A 17550-nucleotide genomic window follows, 5' to 3' on the forward strand; every position below is an offset into this window, starting at 1 on the left:
TATCTGATTTTAAGATGTTTCGGGCTGTTTCTTTTGAAAAACTGTGAGGTATAAAATCATCAAGAGAATTAATAATGTCCCCAAAAACTGATAGCCTCCAAATGAAATTTTTAACCACCATACACTCGTGACGACAGCAGTTAATGGTTCTAGGCTTCCTAGTAAGCTAGATTCTTTTGGCGATAAATACTGCAAACTAGCAATATAAAACCAAAACGCAAGCATCGTGCCAAACACAATAATAAAAAGGAAATAAATAACGGTAGAAAAGGTCCAAGTTGACATATCAATAGCCCAAGGATGATGGAAAAAACTCATTACTAAACCACCTATGATCATAGACCAGCCAACAACTAATAAAGAGTGAAACTGTTGCAGAAGTGGCACGGCATATAGCGTGTAAAATGCAACTGAAAGTCCTGATAATACACCCCACAACACAGCCAGAAATGGAACTGATAAGGTCGACAAGGAACCGTTTGTTAAGAGCAAAAATGTTCCCACAAGAGTGAGTGTGACTGCAACGCCATCTTGTTTTGTTAATGGACTTTGCTTCGTTAAAAAGTAATAAGCCATGATAAACAGAGGTGCTAAATATTGTAGTAATGTTGCCACTGCTGAATTACCAATAGCGATGGACATCATATAGGTATACTGGACAGCAAGCATCCCAAGTAAACTAAATAAAATTTGTCTATATGCATTTTGCTTTGTCCGCCACACAACAAATATGGAGGCATGACGATGGGTAATTTTATAAACAGCAAGTAGTAGTATTCCAGCCAAAAGCAACCGACTAGAAACAAGCCAGCCTACCTCTATATTGTCCTGTTGAAACAGTCTCTGCGCTACGGTTCCTCCAATTCCCCAAAAACTTGCTCCTAGAATGACAAGTAATAAACCATATGTACGATTTTTCTTGATGGTTTGACCCATATCCTAACATCTCCTAAACTATCATGATAAAGTGATTATAATGGAATTAAATATGAAAAAATAGCGGTTCAATACTGTGAAAATATCAATATATTGAGGGATGTGAAAATTGTTGCCACACTTAAACATTTCGAAGGATTTACAAGAACTAACATTACATGGCACAAAGGAATTTCCAGTTGCCTTATATGAAACGGTCATGCGATTAGAAAGCATGGATTTCCTACCACTTCATTGGCATAAAGAAATTCAATTTGTTTATATAAAAAGTGGACGTGTCCAATATCGAGTAGGAACAGATGCATTTATATTGGAGGAGGGGGAGGGACTTTTTATCAATGTATCGGGATTACATGAAGCCAAACCATATCAAATTGAGCAAGCTTTGATTTATTGTGTAAATGTGGATGCAAAGTTGATGGGGGGACATGAAGGCAGCATCTTTCACTCTAAATATGTGCAGCCCTATATAACGACTAATCGATTGCCATATGTTAAGTTAACCGGGGAGTTATCAGAAAAAGTAGCGGATATAGCGGATATGATGCGAGAGCAGGTAGCATTCTTTGAGTTTAAGATATGGAGAGAACTCCTCTTCATTTGGGAATCGATGCTAACACAATCCATGCTAACAAAAGAAATCGTGGATTCTAGTATTATCGTACAGCATGAACGAGCAAAAGCTATGCTAGATTTTATTCACGCACATTATCACGAGAAAATAGCATTAGAAGATTTAGCTAGTCATGTTTACTTAAGTCGTGCCGAATGTAGCCGCTTCTTTAAAAAAATAGTGGGGATGACACCATTTAGCTATTTATTACAATACAGACTTCGCAAAAGCATAGAGCTATTACAGAATGATGAGCAATCCGTTACTGCCGTTGCGATTAATACTGGATTTAGTACAGTCAGTTACTATATTGAGAAATTTAAACAATATACAGGCTACTCGCCACATGTTTATCGCAGAAAGTTTCTAAGTGTGAAAAATAATTGAACTGAAATGGAAAGACGATAAACTTTTTTACTTAAAATATATACAAGATTAACCAATTGAAATAAAGTTTAATTAACAGTAGAAAGGGGGCTTAAGGAAAATGATCGTTTTAAAAAGAAAGCAGAATATATGGCTAGCCTTGTTACTATTAGTGCTAGCTAGCAATTTTACGCTCTATCATAGTGGATTAGGTTTGTCCATTTTACCCCTCAAAACGAACGGTGTAGTGATGGGTTCATTGTTTGACTTTGTTGTGGTCATGCCTGTGTTATATATGCTTTATAAAGGGAAATTCTCCTTAAAGCAGGCTATATTATTGGCCGCTTTTGGCTGTATTGCCGCACGCTTTATCATTCCCATAGAGCATCTTCAGCCATTTGTGGCCGTAACGTGGGCTGGTTTTGCGGTCGAAGGAACGGTTATTCTATTGGAGATTGTCCTTGTAGCAACCCTTGTACGATACTTGCCATCTATTTTAAAGGATGTTCGTGAAAGTTCCTTACCTGATCTCTTTTCATTTTCAAAGGCCGTAGAAAAGCATGCACCAAAGCATCCGGTTATTCAAATGATTTGTGCAGATTTACTAGTGCTTTATTATAGTTTTGCAAGCTGGAGAAGGAAAGAATCTCAAGGCTTAACTTTGCATAAACAGTCAAGCTATATCGCTTTTCAGCTTATGATTATTCATGGTATTGCCATCGAGACAATTGGTATTCACTGGTGGCTACATGAAAAATCCATGATCCTTTCGATTGTACTGCTTATTTTTAATTTGTATTCAGTTATTTTTTTTATAGCGGATATGCAGGCCATACGTTTAAACCCCGTATACGTCACTGAGGATACTTTATATTTATCTCTTGGTTTAATGAAACGAACAGAAGTCCGCTTTGCTCATATTGCAGAAATGGTTGAAGACAAAGGGCAACTAGAAGGAAAATTATCAAAGGATACGATAGATTTTATTGCCCGTGATTTTGGAGAAGCCTATCCACAATTTATTTTAAAAATGAAAGAACCGGTAGAAGTGACATTTATGTTAGGAATAAAAAAACACTATAACCAAGTAGCGATTAAAGCAGATCAAGTACAGGAATTTAGACAAATGCTAGAAAAAGGAATGTCCAAACACTTCTAGCGTAACAATTCAATAGCCAGCGTTTTGAATAGGTTAATCAAAACGCTGGCCTTTTTATTTAATCAAGATGGGCAATCGCATGAAGAATATCATCGCGGACTGCTTCCCAAAATTGCTGCTGAGCCGCATCACAATACGTATAAAGCTCTTTATGCTGAATATGGTCGTATAGAATAGCAATATTATTTTGATGAAAGTATAGTCGATGATTTAAAGCTTCTCGTTCATCTTCAATACAAAATAGTTTATAAATATCTGCAACACGTTCAAGCTTTGCTAGCTTTTGCGTCATAACCTCATATTGCACTTGATGAAAGCGTCCAACTGCAGACGACATGGATATTTTAGCTCGATGCTCTGCCTGTAATGTACGCAACTCCTCCTGACGAATCGCCACACGGTACCAAAATTCATAACGATGCGGTAACTCTTTTAATTCATAGGTGAGTAAGGATTTCAAAATAACATGTACTTGTTCATATGTATCGATAATCTTCTCTGGTTCTTTAAAAATGCCAAACATACAACCACCCCCATGTAGTTTAATACTACGAGTAATGATTAAAATCCTTTAAAAACATCCTAATAATCAAAAGGTTAATAATTCCTAGGTTCTTGAACTTTTCCAAAGTATGAAATTGTTTTATTGGGTATGACAGTAAACGCTAGATTCTTTCTCTAGAAGGAGGGGGTCTAGTGTTTTTTCTTCATTTAGGACGGAATTTACTGATTTTATTAAGGAAAATAGTAAATTCAGAAAAATAGAGAAATAGCATTTACAAAACAAAAATATTTATGTTAACTTAAATAATGAAGTTGGTTAACTTAAAAAAGGGGGGAAGTTAACAATGCAACATTTTTGGGTTGTAGGAACAGATACGGATGTAGGAAAAACCATTGTCACCACCATGTTAATGTGTCATTTACAAAGAAAGGGGTTAAACGTTACCCCATATAAGCCTGTTCAGACAGGGGAGGTAAATGACAATGGGCATGGCTATTATCATGATACAGCCATGTATGAAGCATATTCCTTACAGAAGCTTAAGCAAGGGCACATCAATAGTTATTCTTTTAGAGAAGCCGCTTCACCACATTTTGCTGCACAGCTGGAGGGACAGCAAATTCATGTAGACGAATTATTTCAGCACCTTCAAGGATTACAAGAATCCTATGATGTCGTGATATGCGAGGGGGCTGGTGGACTTTTTGTGCCGCTCACTGCTCCTAATGGTCCGACTTTACTGGATGTGATTGTTAGGAGCAAGCTGCCAGTAGTGCTAGTTACAAGGACATCTCTTGGGACGATTAATCACACATTGCTAACGATGGAGGCATTACATTCTCGTCAAATTAATGTGGCAGGTATTGTTTTTAATGGGGACACAGGTAGCAAAATGGAACAGGACAATATACAAACGATTTTACAATACCACCCTATACCTTATGCAATTATCCCGAAGCTAAATAATATGTCACAGCTAATGGAGTATTCCATAACACACACAACTTTGTTTGAAAGGCTTTTTGCATATGAATCAAGCATTAACTGACTTACAGAAAAGAGATGTAAAGCATATTTGGCATCCATGCTCGCAAATGAAGGATTATGAGGCGTTTCCACCCATTGTTATAAAAAAAGGACAAGGAGTATGGTTATATGACGAGCACGACCGACGTTATTTAGATGCCGTATCCTCTTGGTGGGTCAATTTATTTGGGCATGCTAATCCACGTATTAGCCGGGCTTTAAGTGAGCAAGCATTTACATTAGAGCATACGATCTTTGCTAATTTTACCCATGAGCCTGCAATAAAAGTAGCCGAGAAATTATCAGCTTTAGCACCAGAAGGCTTACATAAAGTATTTTTTGCGGATAATGGCTCTTCTGCCATAGAGGTGGCCTTGAAAATGAGCTTTCAATACCATATGCAGACAGGTAAAACAAAGAAAAAGCGCTTTCTCGCTTTGACGGATGCTTATCATGGAGAAACGATTGGGGCTTTATCTGTAGGAGGAGTAGAGCTTTACAATGAAGTGTACAAGCCTCTTTTATTAGATACTGTTCGTGCCAAAGGGCCAGACTGCTATCGTTGTCCATTTCACAAAGAGCCAGCAAGTTGTAATGCGCCATGTAGTCGCTTTATAGAAGATCAGCTCAAAGAACATCATGAAGAAATTACGGCTGTTATTATAGAACCGCTTATACAAGCGGCAGCAGGTATGAAAATGTATCCACCCATCTATTTGCAACGCTTACGAGCACTGTGCTCTCAGTATGATGTGCACTTAATAGCAGATGAAATTGCTGTTGGCTTTGGCCGCACAGGTACATTGTTCGCTTGTGAACAAGCGGGGATTTCACCTGATTTTATGTGTTTATCAAAGGGGCTTACAGGCGGTTATTTACCATTATCTGCTGTCTTAACGACGGACCAAATTTATCAAGCTTTTTATGACGATTATGGAACAATGAAGGCATTTTTACATTCTCATAGTTATTCGGGCAATACATTGGCCTGCCGAGTTGCACTTGAAGTGTTAACGATGTTTGAAGAGGAGCAAGTGATTGCAATGATTCAACAGAAAGGTGAGCGTATGCGAGAGTTAGCAACGGCTGCATTTCATGAGGCACCTTATGTAGGAGAATACAGACAAGTTGGTTTAGTGGGGGCTATTGAACTTGTTGCCAATCGAAAGACAAAGGAACCATTCCCTAGTGAAGAAAGAATTGGTTATCAAATTTACCAACGTGCTTTAGCACATGGTCTACTCATAAGACCTCTTGGCAATGTGCTGTATTTTATGCCACCGTATATTATTTCTGATGAAGAAATGGCCTTCATGATCGAAACAACAAAAGAAACGATTGAACAATTTTTCCAAGACAGGAGGGTTACAGTTGAGTAAACGTCACCATACATTAGCACTTGTCATGATTGCTATGTTTGCTGCTCTTACGGCAATCGGGGCTTTTATTAAAATCCCATTACCTGTCGTACCATTCACATTGCAAATTGTTTTTGTGTTTTTAGCTGGGTGCTTATTAGGTAGTCGCAATGCCCTTTATAGTCAACTTATTTATATTGGAGTAGGGTTAGTGGGATTACCAGTATTTACACAGGGTGGAGGTATTATGTATGTTTTGCAGCCTACATTCGGTTATCTGATTGGCTTTGCCCTTGCTGCCTATTGCATTGGGTTCATTATGGAAAGAATAAAGACACCAACAAAAATGCATTTCATTGGGGCAACGATTATGGGGCTTATCCTTATTTATGCTGTAGCCGTTCCTTATTTATATGTGGCTTTGAATTTCTGGTTAGACATGAAGTCAAGCTGGTCACACGTTTTCGCTATTGGTTTTCTAAGCAGCATTGTGGCTGACTTTTGCTTAGCTATCACATCAGGCCTACTAGCAGAAAGATTGTATAAAGTATTTCAGTCGGCAAGAAATGTGAAAATTTCACAAGTGGAAAGGGAGAATGTCATATGAATTATAAACAATTAGCGCAAGAAGTAATTGCTGGCAAAATCATTAGCAATGAGGAGGCACTGGCCATTTTAAATTGTGAAGATGATGAGCTATTGCAGCTGATGGATGGTGCTTTTGCGATTCGTCGTCATTATTATGGTAAAAAAGTAAAATTAAATATGATTATGAATGCAAAAAGCGGCTATTGTCCAGAGGATTGTGGTTATTGCTCGCAGTCGTCTAAATCTACTGCTCCTATTGAAAAATATCCTTTTATTTCAAAAGAAGAAATTCTAGCTGGTGCTAAACGAGCGTTTGACAACAAAATTGGGACGTATTGTATCGTAGCAAGCGGTCGAGGGCCAACTCGTAAAGATGTCAATGTTGTGAGCGAGGCAGTCGCTGAAATTAAAGAAAAATACGGTTTAAAGGTTTGTGCTTGTCTTGGCTTGCTGAAAGAAGAACAGGCACAGCAATTAAAGGAAGCTGGTGTGGATCGCTACAACCATAATTTGAATACATCCGAACGTCATCATGCTTATATTACTACTTCACATACCTATGAGGATCGTGTCAATACGGTGGAGATTGTGAAAAAGCATGGGCTCTCACCTTGTTCTGGTGCCATTATCGGTATGAAGGAGACGAAAGAGGATGTAGTCAATATAGCACGTGCCCTCCATCAATTGGACGCTGATTCCATCCCAGTGAACTTTTTAAATGCCATTGATGGTACAAAGTTAGAGGGAACAAAGGAATTAAATCCACGGTACTGTTTAAAAGTTTTGGCGTTATTCCGTTACATCAATCCTACAAAGGAAATCCGTATTTCGGGAGGTCGTGAAATTAATTTAGGGTCACTTCAACCGCTTGGCCTCTATGCAGCAAACAGCATTTTTGTAGGCGATTATTTAACAACAGCTGGTCAAGAGGCGAATAGTGATTATCGTATGTTGGAAGACTTAGGCTTCGAGATTGAATTAACACAAAAGCAAGAAGCAGTTTTTTGTTAACCTTATGAAATGAAATCTACTACTACAGCAAAACCGTACATTCGTACGGTTTTTTGCTTGAGACAGATAAAGTAAGGCAAATGACGGATGAGAGAAGCAAATCGGTGGATATAAATTGAAAAATGACGGATAGAGCTAACAGAGTTTACTGTTTTATGCCTATCAAATAACAATTTTCACAAATTGTTCAATGAAAGCGTTTTGAAATTGAACAGTTTGTGAAGACCTTCACATAAAGCTTTCTTTTCAAAAAAAACAGCGTAAAATAAGAATCAAGTAAGGAATTGTTATAAAACAGTTGACGATATGTAGCTCAAGTTTTGGTGGTTGTTATATTACAATAAAAACTAAGCGAAGGGAGCTTTTCACATGTGGGTTATTACAGTTTTTGATAAAAAGGATGTTCGGATTTTTGAGTATGCAAGTAAAAATGAGGCAACAGAAGCGATGTTAAAATTCAAGAAACATGCAGTTCTAACATATACAAAATAGGTTTTTAAGACATGCAGCCCTCTCTTCTTTGAGGGCTGTTTTTTAATAAACGACAATTGAAAAGGAACTATAAAGTGGGGATGATATAAGATGTAAGGCCGATCGACACATACATCAATCCAAGTAATACACTACAGGTCTTAGGATGACCATTCATTATTCGTATTAAAAAACCGTATAAGCGCTGTGTAAGCGTTTATACGGTTTCACTTTTTATAATATACTTGCTAAACGTTTAATTCCTTCACGAATCACTTCAGGTGTTGCATTTGTATAGTTAAGACGCATTGTATTCACGTTTGTTTTTGACGTGTAGAATGGATCACCAGGTACGAAGGCAACTTTTTGTTCCATTGCTTTATGGAAAACATCAAGGGCTGGTGTACCATCCTTCATTGTTGCCCAAATAAACATCCCTCCGTCAGGGCGTGTATATTCAACATGGGCAGGGAAAAACTCTTGCATTGCCTCAAGCATCGCATCTGACTGATTTTTATACAGCGCAATTATTTTCTTTACATGTTCCGCATAATCATTACTAGCTAAATAATCATAGATAACATATTGAGAGAAAATATTTGTATGAAGATCAGAAGCTTGCTTTGCTGTTTCGATATGCTGTAAAAGCTCTTTATTTTTCGTGATGATAAAACCAAGACGCATGCCTGGTGTGACCGTTTTAGAGAAAGAACCTAGTAAAATACTATTTTCTAATTTACCAGCACCGATATATGGAAGTGGCTCGCCTTGGAATCGTAACTCTCCATATGGGTCATCCTCAATTAAAGCAACATCGTATTTGGACACTATTTCGCAAATTTGCTCACGTTTTTCTTTTGAGTAAGTGAGCCCTGTTGGATTTTGGAAGTTTGGTACCGTATAAATGAATTTTACATTAGGCTGTTGAAGGGCGCGCTCTAATTCCTCTAGGTTAAGACCATCGTTTTCAAGTGTCACCCCATAGAAAGTTGGCTCACTTAATGTAAAGGCTTGAATCGCCCCTAAGTAACCAGGCTCTTCGATAATAATGCCATCGCCTTTATTGATGAGTACTTTACCAATGAGTTCAAGTGCTTGCTGTGAACCTGTAGTAATAAAGACATCATCTGCCTGTACATCTAATCCATGAACACGCTGATATTTCGCAGCAATGTATTCTCTCAGTGGTGCATATCCTTGTGTTGATGAATATTGAAATAAACGGCTGCCGTTTTCCATAATGGCATGGTCCACTGATGCTCTTAACGCGTCAATAGGGAAAGAGATTGGGTTTGGAAGCCCACCTGCAAAGGAAATGACATCCTCTGCATCTGTTACTTTCAAAATATTTCGAATAAATGAGGATGGGGTTTTTAAGATTCTTTCTGAATATTGCATAATAATCGGTCCTTTTTTTCTGATTTTTTAAAAATTATATCATTGTCATCGTGTGCATACAATATTATCATTGTATGCAAGACAATTAAACTATTGTATGCAAATTAACAGAAAGAAGGGCTTCTTCAATGCCTATTAATTCATTTGACGAATACCCAATGAGTTGGAAGCCAGATATTAGCCATATTTCGGCTCCATTATATATAGCTATCGCACATCAACTTGAACAAGATATCAAGGATGGAAAGCTAGCGCCAGGGACAAAACTTCCTCCACAGCGTGAATTAGCTGATTTTTTAGATGTCAATTTAAGCACCATCACACGAGCCTTCAAGCTCTGTGGACAAAAAGGATTAATTTATGCCTCAATTGGGAGTGGAACGTTTGTTTCAACGGATGCGGCTAGCAACAAAATGTTACTCCCCACGAATCGTGCCACGCCTATCATTGAAATGGGCTCAGTGTTACCAGATAATTTTGTAAATGATGATATTACACGATTTATGAAAAAGATGTTGAACGAACCTAGTTTTAGCAAGCTATTTCAATATGGACGACCAGAGGGAAATGCTTGGCAAAATGAAGCTGTCATGAAGCTTTTTGAATTGGTGAATTTTCAAACCGATCAACCTATTTTGCTCGGAGCTGGCGGACAAAATGCCATTGTGGGAACACTCGCCGCCCTATTTCAGCCCGGAGACCGAATTGGTACAGATCCTATTACCTATGCTGGCATTAAAACAGCCGCTAATATGCTAGGTATACAACTGGTGGCCATACAACAATGCCAGGGCGAGATGACAAGAGAAGGTTTATTGTATGCCTGTAAAAATGAACATATCAAAGGCATCTATGTTATCCCTGATTTTCATAACCCAACGACACATACGATGTCCGTGGAAACGAGAAAAATGATTGCGGAAGTGGCCAGAGCGAAAGATTTAATCGTTATTGAGGATGCCATTTATAGCTTTCTTAAGGAACGAGCGCTTGCCCCTATTGCTTCCTATGCTCCAGACAAGGTCATTTATATTGCTAGCCTGTCAAAAACGCTATCACCAGGATTACGGCTTTCTTTCCTTGTGACACCTCCAACTTTTCGCAAAAGAATTATGGAAACTCTCTATAATATCAACATTTCCATCTCTCCTATGATGCTGGAACTTGCTGCTAGATTGATTCATGAAGGGGTGGCGCAAACGATTTTAGAAAAACATCGAGCCTATGCTAGGCAGCAAAATGCGCTTGTTAATCAGTATTTAGGAGATTATCACATTTTAGGGGATGACGAATGTATTTTCAGATGGCTCCACTTACCTGACAAATTTACAGGTGTTCAATTTGAATTGTTAGCCTCCAAAGCTGGTGTACAAGTTTATGCGGCGGAGCGTTTCGCTGTTGGGAATACAAAGCCTGTGAATGCAGTTCGATTAGCCATTGCAGCACCAGAAACGCAATTGGAGCAGGCATTAATCATCTTAAAGGATATACTCGAAAGTAATGGTGATTATGCATTTGTTGATTAATGGATAGCAAGCGTATAATAAAGCTAAGAGAACAAAGAGGTGATTTAACATGACTCATAAAGGACGTGTAATTTTACATGTGGATATGAATAGTTTCTATGCTTCAGTGGAGCAGGCACATGATCCTAGCTTAAAGGGCAAGCCCATCGCAATCGCAGGTAACCCAAAGGAGCGCCGTGGCATTTTAGTAACCTGTTCCTATGAAGCAAGAGCTCTCGGTATTTATACAACAATGACAGTCCATGAAGCAAAACGTAAATGTCCTGAGCTCTTGTTATTGCCTCCGGATTTTCAAAAATATCGAGCAGCATCTAAAGAAATGTTTACGATTTTGCGTAGCTATACTCCTTTAGTAGAGCCTGTTTCAATCGATGAAGGCTACATGGATATTACAGAGTTAAGTAAGGAAAAACATGCGTTAAGTATTGCCCAGGAAATACAAGAGCGTATGTTAGCGGAGCTTGATTTACCTTGTTCCATCGGTATTGCACCCAATAAATTTTTAGCGAAAACCGCTTCTGATATGAAAAAACCGATGGGTATAACCATTTTACGGATACGTGATATTGAACAGCAGCTATGGCATCGTGAGGTTGTCAATATGCATGGTATTGGGGCAAGTACAGCAAAAAAATTAAATGCACATGGTATTTTTACAATTGGTGACTTAGCTCAAGCAGAAGAGTTTAAGATGAAGCAAATTTTAGGGAAGAATGGTGTGCGACTTCGAGCAAGGGCCAATGGGATAGATCATAGAGTAGTTGATCCCGAGGCGATTTTTGATACGAAGAGCGTAGGAAATTCAACAACATTACCAGAAGATGTGACAGATATTCGCACACTACATAAGACGATTGAAGGGCTATGTAAAAAAGTAGCAGAACGCCTTGATGCCAAACGTTTAGCTGGTTCTACGATCAGTATTCAAATACGTGATGCAGATTGGCATAATCACACGCGTTCAAAAACAATGTCCAATGTCCTTTATCGTTTTGAAGAAATTTATGATATTGCTTGTGCATTATTTGATAAGCATTGGGATGAATCTCCAGTAAGATTACTAGGTGTAACAGTTTCCAATGTGGTGGATCGTAAGGACTATACCCAGCAATTATCGATTTTTAATTATCAAGAGCATGTAAAAGATGAGCCTATTCTCAAAATAGTCGATGAAATTGAGGGGCGTTTTGGCAAGGGGATTATAAAACGAGGAGTAGATCTAGGGAAACGGTCATCTTATCAATCACAAACAAGCTTCAGTAAAGATTTTTTAGATGACCATGATTAAAGAGTGAATGAAAGCGGGTGTAAACATGTACTACAAGGAATATGGCGATACTAATAATCCGTTCATGATGTTTATTCATGGTGGGGGTGTTGGGGGCTGGATGTGGGATCAGCAAATTCAGTATTTTACCAATTATTACTGTGTAGTACCAGAGCTTATGTCACAATCCTCTTTTTCCATTGAGCAAAGTGCTAGAGAGCTGCTACTGCTAATTGAAGAAAAAGCTAATGGTAAGCCCATTATAGTAATAGGTTTCTCGTTAGGAGCTCAAATAGCTATTCAAATGCTAAGTATAAATCCAAGTTTAATTGATTTTACCATCATTAATAGTGCGCTTGTTCTTCCTTCTCCTGTATTAGAATGGATGCTACCACCGCTCATTCGGCTGACATTTCCGCTTATAAAAAATAAAACATTCGCGAAACTCCAAGCGAAATCTTTATATATCGATGACCATTATTTTGAACGCTATTATCGTGAAAGTTCAGCTATATCTGTCAATACATTAGTTCGAGTTTTACAGGAAAATATGTCGTTTACCATTCCCTCCGGTTTTCGCAAAGCCCAAGGGAAAATTTTAATAACAGTTGGAAACAAAGAGAAAAGTATTATGAAAAAATCAGCAATAGAACTAGTTCGCAGTCATCCCAATAGCAACGGTGTGTTATTGACTAACATAGGTCATGGAGTATCGTTAGCTAAGCCTGCATTTTTCAACCATTTTGTAGAAAATTGGATTCAAAAGGGTCATTTACCTGAGGGAATCGAGATTCAATAGAACTACTCCATTATGAGTAACCTTCCACATAATGGAGTTTATACGAAATTATTTACGAAAATAGTGTGGATATAAATCTTTATGCTGTAGCACCCATTCCTTCATTTCAACAATCATTTCTTCATAGCTTGGGACAACAAAGGAAAAGTCGTTCCTTGTATTTAGTAATGTTTTATTCACGTTAACAAGCTGATAGGGGAGAATGTCCAGTTTACTATCCAAAAAGTGTCGGTTACATAACTGAAGAAGTTCATATTTTGATATATTCGAAGTATGGACGAGATGATAGAGCCCTGTTAGTTCTTCATAGGTAGCACGTTCAATGGCTTTAGCTAATGTAATTGTTGTGACACCAGTCCAAATAGCACCTGTATAACCATTAATAGGGCCATCTTGTTGCATAAACCAATTGAATAATCCGATGCCGTTTTGTTTTAAATCAGGACCAATAATCGAATTACGAAATGTTAAATGCTTGTTTCGCTCAATTTCACCTAACCCTTTTGTGCGATCATAAAAGGTCTCCCCGTCTCGCATACTTTTTTCATGATAAGGGGCATTCTGCCCTGAAAAGACACAGTCTGTGCTTAGATGAATAAGCTTTGTTTGTTGATTTTCTAGGAGAGCTACAATCGCATGTGGTAGATAGCTATTTAGCAAAATACTTTGCGCGGGATTTGCATCACAAGCATTGTTTAAAACACCTATACAATTAATCACGACATCAAAATCATTGTCTTGCAGCAGGGATCGTAAAAAATTGGAGTCGGTTACATCACCTGTTATATTGTGTCCGAATGGGAAAGAAGTTCTAGAGTATGTTGTTACCTCATGCCCTTGTTCCCATAAATAGATAGCAATGGTGTGGCCAGCCATACCGGTAGCACCGAGCACTAAAAATTTCATGGTGTTCCTCCCGTCCAATGGAGAAGCTCTTTTTGAATAAGAGGTAATGTTAATAATTTTTCTTTAATATCAGCCACACTTAATCGTTGTGTATTGTTAGAGTTATATTCATCAGTTAAAGTAATTTTTGGAGAGCCCTCCTCGAGGTATTTTCCATAATTTAAATCCCGATTATCCGCTGGGATGCGATAAAATTTGCCCATATCAATGGCCTTTGCTGCTTCTTCTTTTGTACATAATACTTCATACATTTTTTCCCCATGCCGTGTCCCGATAATTTGAATGGTATTGTTTGCCTGAAAAATTTCAAGTAAAGCCTGTGCCAAATGCTCGACAGTTGCAGCGGGCGATTTTTGTACCATAATATCTCCATTTTGTGCATGTGAGAAAGCATAGATAACTAATTCAACTGCCTCCTCAAGAGTCATCATAAAACGTGTCATATTTGGATCAGTAATCGTTAAAGGTTTTCCTGCTTTTATTTGTTCGATAAATAATGGAATCACCGAGCCTCGTGAAGCCATGACATTGCCGTATCTAGTGCCACAAATAAGCGTTTGATGAGGATCAACCATTCGAGACTTTGCTATAAACGTCTTCTCCATCATTGCTTTGGAAATCCCCATTGCATTGACAGGGTAGGCTGCTTTATCTGTTGATAGACAAATGATTTTTTTCACACTTGCTTGGATGGCGGCAGTTAATACATGGTCGGTTCCTAAAATATTGGTTTTCACAGCTTCTAAAGGGAAAAATTCACAGGAGGGAACTTGCTTAAGCGCAGCGGCATGGAATACATAGTCTACGTTATACATAGCGTTGTGAATACTTTGTATATCACGGACATCCCCAATATAAAATTTTATTTTCGAATGCTGATAGAGCTTACGCATATCGTCTTGTTTTTTCTCATCCCTTGAAAAAATTCGAATTTCTTTAATATCAGTATTTAGAAATCGCTTTAAAACTGCGTTACCGAAAGAACCAGTGCCTCCTGTAATCAGTAATATTTTATCTGTAAACATTGTATGGTTTGTAGCACCTCCTGTATGTTGATTAGGATCATTTTATTTCAGGCCTTTTTCATGCAAATCACATTCAGAGTTTTCCCTAGGATAGTTGTACCAGTAGGCAAATTCATTTGTATATTTACAAGTTGGATTTTTATCCATGAGTGCACAGTTAAAATCCCAATCTCCCGCAATATCTTTCCGAATGGTAAACTTAGCATCACCGATAAAACTTCTTCGAATGATTTTAAACTGACCAGGTAATGAGTAGCGGTTGGATTCATCTTTAATAAATCCATAGCCATTTTTTATAATCATGTTGTAATAATAAATATCAAACTCACCATCTACCTGTGCGAGTACGTTGCGAATGGCAGGCAAATAATGATCATCGCTATCAATGATGGCTATATAGTCTCCTGTTGCCTCTGCAATACACCGATTATATGCAACGCTCGCGCCTAGGTTTGTTGGATGAACGATAATTTTTAAAGCCGCACAGTTTTTTTGATAGTCTTGTAAAATAGCTAATGTATTGTCAGTGGAACCATCATCTACAACAATAATTTCATAGGCATATTCTTTTGGAATGCTGTCAAGCATTGTTAAGATCCATTCTTCACTATTAAATGCGGGTGATAAAAAGCTGATTTTCATGTGATCCCTCCATTCTTTCATAATTAGTAGAGTTACTTAACCGAGCGGATTCTTTAATACAATATGCGTGAATATAGTGTGACTGTAGGCCAATGCTTGTTTTTAGAAGCTTTTGAGAGAGTAGTTTTTACATCTATCAAGCTCTTTTACTAGAGAAATGTGCTGCTAAGGGCGAAAATTTACTAAGTTGTGCACGTTTAACAGGGGGGGACATAAACTAGTTAGAGTGCTTTATTAGAAAGAGGGATACGATGTCAAAAAAGATCGCCTTTATTTGTAGCGTGGAGTCCTATAAACTTTCCGATGCACATATTTTCAAAGATTTATGCCTTGTACCTATTTTACTTGGGGACTACTTAGGCTATGAAGTGAGTATTGTTACAACAGAGATGAACGACGCCCTACTTCAACAATCTTTTCCTAATGTGAAATTTGAACATGTCCCATTTGGCATTGACTATGTGGCGAATATGAATGCCTATTTAGTGAAGCATGCAAAAGAGATCGACATAGTATTCGCTATCGGTCCCTATCCATCCTACCTTCCTATTCTCCAGACCTATAAGCACTATCATCCAGATGGGAAAATATATATGAAGTTAGATGTGAATCGATTTTGGCTAAACCGATTAAAAACCTATCCATATTTTCTAGAGTTACTAAAACTCTGTGATCTCCTCACCTCTGAATGTGTATCTATTCAAAAGGCCATTCAAGAGTTTTCACAATTAGAAATTAAACATCTGCCCAATGGCTTTTATGAGCATTTTTACACAGAGCCGGTGCCGTTTCAGGAAAAAGAAAATAGAATTTTAATGGTGGGACGCTTAGATTCGCCAGAGAAGCAAACTATATTGGCTGTTAGGGCTTTTCTAGCAGCACAAATTCCAGACTGGGAGCTTCGGTTAGTAGGTCCGATGTCTGCAACATTCCAGCAGGAGCTGCTAATGATACTGGATAGTCATCCACTTGCGAAGCAAGTGACTATCATAGGGCCCATTTATGATAGGGTGAAATTAGAGGAGGAATACCGTAAGGCTAAAATCTTTTGTTTAACGTCTCTAGTTGAATGCTATGCACATGTTTTTGTAGAAGCAGCTAAAAATGGTTGTTATATTGTGACAACTGATGTGGATGGTGCTGATGATATAACCCAGCAACAACGTTTTGGCACCATACATCCGACACATGACTGGGAAAGTATTGGCCGGACATTCCAGCAAGTCACGAAGCAGGAAGCATTGCTAGCAAATACTTGTGTAGAATTGCAAGCATTTGCACGAAAGGAACTAAACTGGCAGCAACTTGTGAAGAAGGTTGCTGTATATTTGGATGAATAAACGTAAATATTCTTTCTCTAAATAGTGGAGTATTCTTTTCTTTATACCATTATTTCCTATATAATAGATTCTAGAAATATAGGTTAGACAATCATGGGTAGACACAAGGGGAGACAGGAATGGAAATACTACAAGCAACAATGAACGAACTAGAAGACTTAGCAAAATTATTTGATGAATATCGCCAATTTTATGGGATTGATTCAGATATAAGTAGTGCCAAGGCATTTTTACAATTACGATTGGCTTTAAAAGAGTCTGTTGTTTTTGTAGCGCAGGAAGATGGTAGGGTGATTGGATTTACACAATTATATCCAACATTTTCCTCTGTCGCTTTACAACGCGCCTTTATTCTCAATGATATTTATGTAACCGAAGATGCTAGAGGCCTAGGGGTGGGCAAGGCATTGATGGAACAGGTATTTCAATATTGTGAGCAACAAGATGCTCGCTATGTTACGCTACAAACAGCAGCCGATAATGTAAATGCGCGTAAACTTTATGAAAAACTTCACATGAAGCAAGATGAATACTGTAATTATGTGAAATATTTTATGTAAAATAAACGAGCAAGCATCCTGTCTACGGACGGATGCTTTTTTGTGCTAAAAATC

18 protein-coding genes are annotated in these 17550 nt (G+C 38.0%); 12 read left to right on the top strand and 6 right to left on the bottom strand.

From position 1 onward, the window contains the following. Positions 1-9: 9 nt before the first annotated feature. On the bottom strand, positions 10-936 hold the full coding sequence (locus SJW71_RS09700; protein ID WP_312507457.1) for an EamA family transporter: 927 nt from the start codon (positions 934-936) through the stop codon (positions 10-12). 112 nt (positions 937-1048) lie between these two features. Here SJW71_RS09700 and SJW71_RS09705 point away from each other — a divergent pair, with 112 nt between their 5' ends. Next, positions 1049-1936, top strand: coding sequence for an AraC family transcriptional regulator (locus SJW71_RS09705; protein ID WP_431812058.1), 888 nt, complete (start codon positions 1049-1051; stop codon positions 1934-1936). 100 nt (positions 1937-2036) lie between these two features. Continuing rightward, on the top strand, positions 2037-3074 hold the full coding sequence (locus SJW71_RS09710) for a beta-carotene 15,15'-monooxygenase (protein ID WP_431812059.1): 1038 nt from the start codon (positions 2037-2039) through the stop codon (positions 3072-3074). Between the two features lie 58 nt (positions 3075-3132). Here SJW71_RS09710 and SJW71_RS09715 read toward each other — a convergent pair whose 3' ends face one another. Next, on the bottom strand, positions 3133-3597 hold the full coding sequence (locus tag SJW71_RS09715; RefSeq protein ID WP_274793587.1) for a hypothetical protein: 465 nt from the start codon (positions 3595-3597) through the stop codon (positions 3133-3135). A 325-nt stretch (positions 3598-3922) separates the two neighbouring features. Here SJW71_RS09715 and bioD point away from each other — a divergent pair, with 325 nt between their 5' ends. The 5 genes from bioD (at position 3923) to SJW71_RS09740 (ending at position 8054) form a co-directional block, all read left to right on the top strand. Beyond that, positions 3923-4627, top strand: coding sequence for a dethiobiotin synthase (gene bioD / locus SJW71_RS09720; protein ID WP_274793586.1), 705 nt, complete (start codon positions 3923-3925; stop codon positions 4625-4627). Continuing rightward, on the top strand, positions 4608-5984 hold the full coding sequence (gene bioA / locus SJW71_RS09725; protein ID WP_407134319.1) for an adenosylmethionine--8-amino-7-oxononanoate transaminase: 1377 nt from the start codon (positions 4608-4610) through the stop codon (positions 5982-5984). The genes bioD and bioA overlap by 20 nt, the downstream gene beginning before the upstream one ends. Continuing rightward, entirely contained in the window at positions 5977-6570 is a 594-nt protein-coding gene (locus SJW71_RS09730) for a biotin transporter BioY (RefSeq protein ID WP_407134321.1), read from the top strand. The genes bioA and SJW71_RS09730 overlap by 8 nt, the downstream gene beginning before the upstream one ends. Then, entirely contained in the window at positions 6567-7562 is a 996-nt protein-coding gene (gene bioB / locus SJW71_RS09735) for a biotin synthase BioB (protein WP_312507463.1), read from the top strand. Before SJW71_RS09730 ends, bioB begins: the two co-directional genes overlap by 4 nt. A 369-nt stretch (positions 7563-7931) precedes the next feature. Continuing rightward, on the top strand, positions 7932-8054 hold the full coding sequence (locus SJW71_RS09740; RefSeq protein WP_312507464.1) for a hypothetical protein: 123 nt from the start codon (positions 7932-7934) through the stop codon (positions 8052-8054). 213 nt (positions 8055-8267) lie between these two features. Here SJW71_RS09740 and SJW71_RS09745 read toward each other — a convergent pair whose 3' ends face one another. Beyond that, positions 8268-9431, bottom strand: coding sequence for a PLP-dependent aminotransferase family protein (locus tag SJW71_RS09745; protein ID WP_274793581.1), 1164 nt, complete (start codon positions 9429-9431; stop codon positions 8268-8270). A 128-nt stretch (positions 9432-9559) separates the two neighbouring features. On the opposite strand from SJW71_RS09745, the gene SJW71_RS09750 reads away from it, so the two are divergent. The 3 genes from SJW71_RS09750 to SJW71_RS09760 are packed head-to-tail and all read left to right on the top strand — an operon-like array spanning position 9560 to position 13023. After that, positions 9560-10957, top strand: coding sequence for a PLP-dependent aminotransferase family protein (locus tag SJW71_RS09750; protein ID WP_431812060.1), 1398 nt, complete (start codon positions 9560-9562; stop codon positions 10955-10957). 49 nt (positions 10958-11006) lie between these two features. Then, positions 11007-12245 (top strand): DNA polymerase IV, encoded by a 1239-nt coding sequence (locus tag SJW71_RS09755; RefSeq protein ID WP_322611900.1) that lies wholly within the window; start codon positions 11007-11009, stop codon positions 12243-12245. Between the two features lie 25 nt (positions 12246-12270). Further along, the gene (locus SJW71_RS09760) at positions 12271-13023 is read left to right on the top strand and encodes an alpha/beta fold hydrolase (protein WP_274793578.1); all 753 of its coding nucleotides are present in this window, start codon (positions 12271-12273) and stop codon (positions 13021-13023) included. 48 nt (positions 13024-13071) lie between these two features. Here SJW71_RS09760 and SJW71_RS09765 read toward each other — a convergent pair whose 3' ends face one another. Genes SJW71_RS09765 through SJW71_RS09775 form a run of 3 tightly spaced genes read right to left on the bottom strand, consistent with a single transcriptional unit; the run spans position 13072 to position 15596 of the window. Then, positions 13072-13929, bottom strand: coding sequence for an SDR family oxidoreductase (locus tag SJW71_RS09765; protein WP_322611901.1), 858 nt, complete (start codon positions 13927-13929; stop codon positions 13072-13074). Then, positions 13926-14954, bottom strand: coding sequence for a polysaccharide biosynthesis protein (locus SJW71_RS09770; RefSeq protein ID WP_322611902.1), 1029 nt, complete (start codon positions 14952-14954; stop codon positions 13926-13928). The genes SJW71_RS09765 and SJW71_RS09770 overlap by 4 nt, the downstream gene beginning before the upstream one ends. A gap of 42 nt (positions 14955-14996) precedes the next feature. Beyond that, positions 14997-15596 carry a glycosyltransferase family 2 protein gene (locus SJW71_RS09775; protein ID WP_312507256.1) on the bottom strand — a complete coding sequence of 200 codons (600 nt, stop codon included), beginning with the start codon at positions 15594-15596 and terminating at the stop codon, positions 14997-14999. A gap of 251 nt (positions 15597-15847) precedes the next feature. Between SJW71_RS09775 and SJW71_RS09780 the strand changes: the two genes are divergently transcribed. Then, a complete protein-coding gene (locus SJW71_RS09780; protein ID WP_431812061.1) occupies positions 15848-16936 on the top strand; it encodes a glycosyltransferase family 4 protein in 1089 nt (362 codons plus the stop codon). Positions 16937-17055: 119 nt separating this feature from the next. Then, the gene (locus SJW71_RS09785) at positions 17056-17496 is read left to right on the top strand and encodes a GNAT family N-acetyltransferase (RefSeq protein ID WP_274793573.1); all 441 of its coding nucleotides are present in this window, start codon (positions 17056-17058) and stop codon (positions 17494-17496) included. The last annotated feature ends 54 nt before the right edge of the window (positions 17497-17550 follow it).

This window comes from Lysinibacillus sp. FW12 (assembly GCF_050817245.1).
GTDB lineage: Bacteria > Bacillota > Bacilli > Bacillales_A > Planococcaceae > Lysinibacillus > Lysinibacillus irui.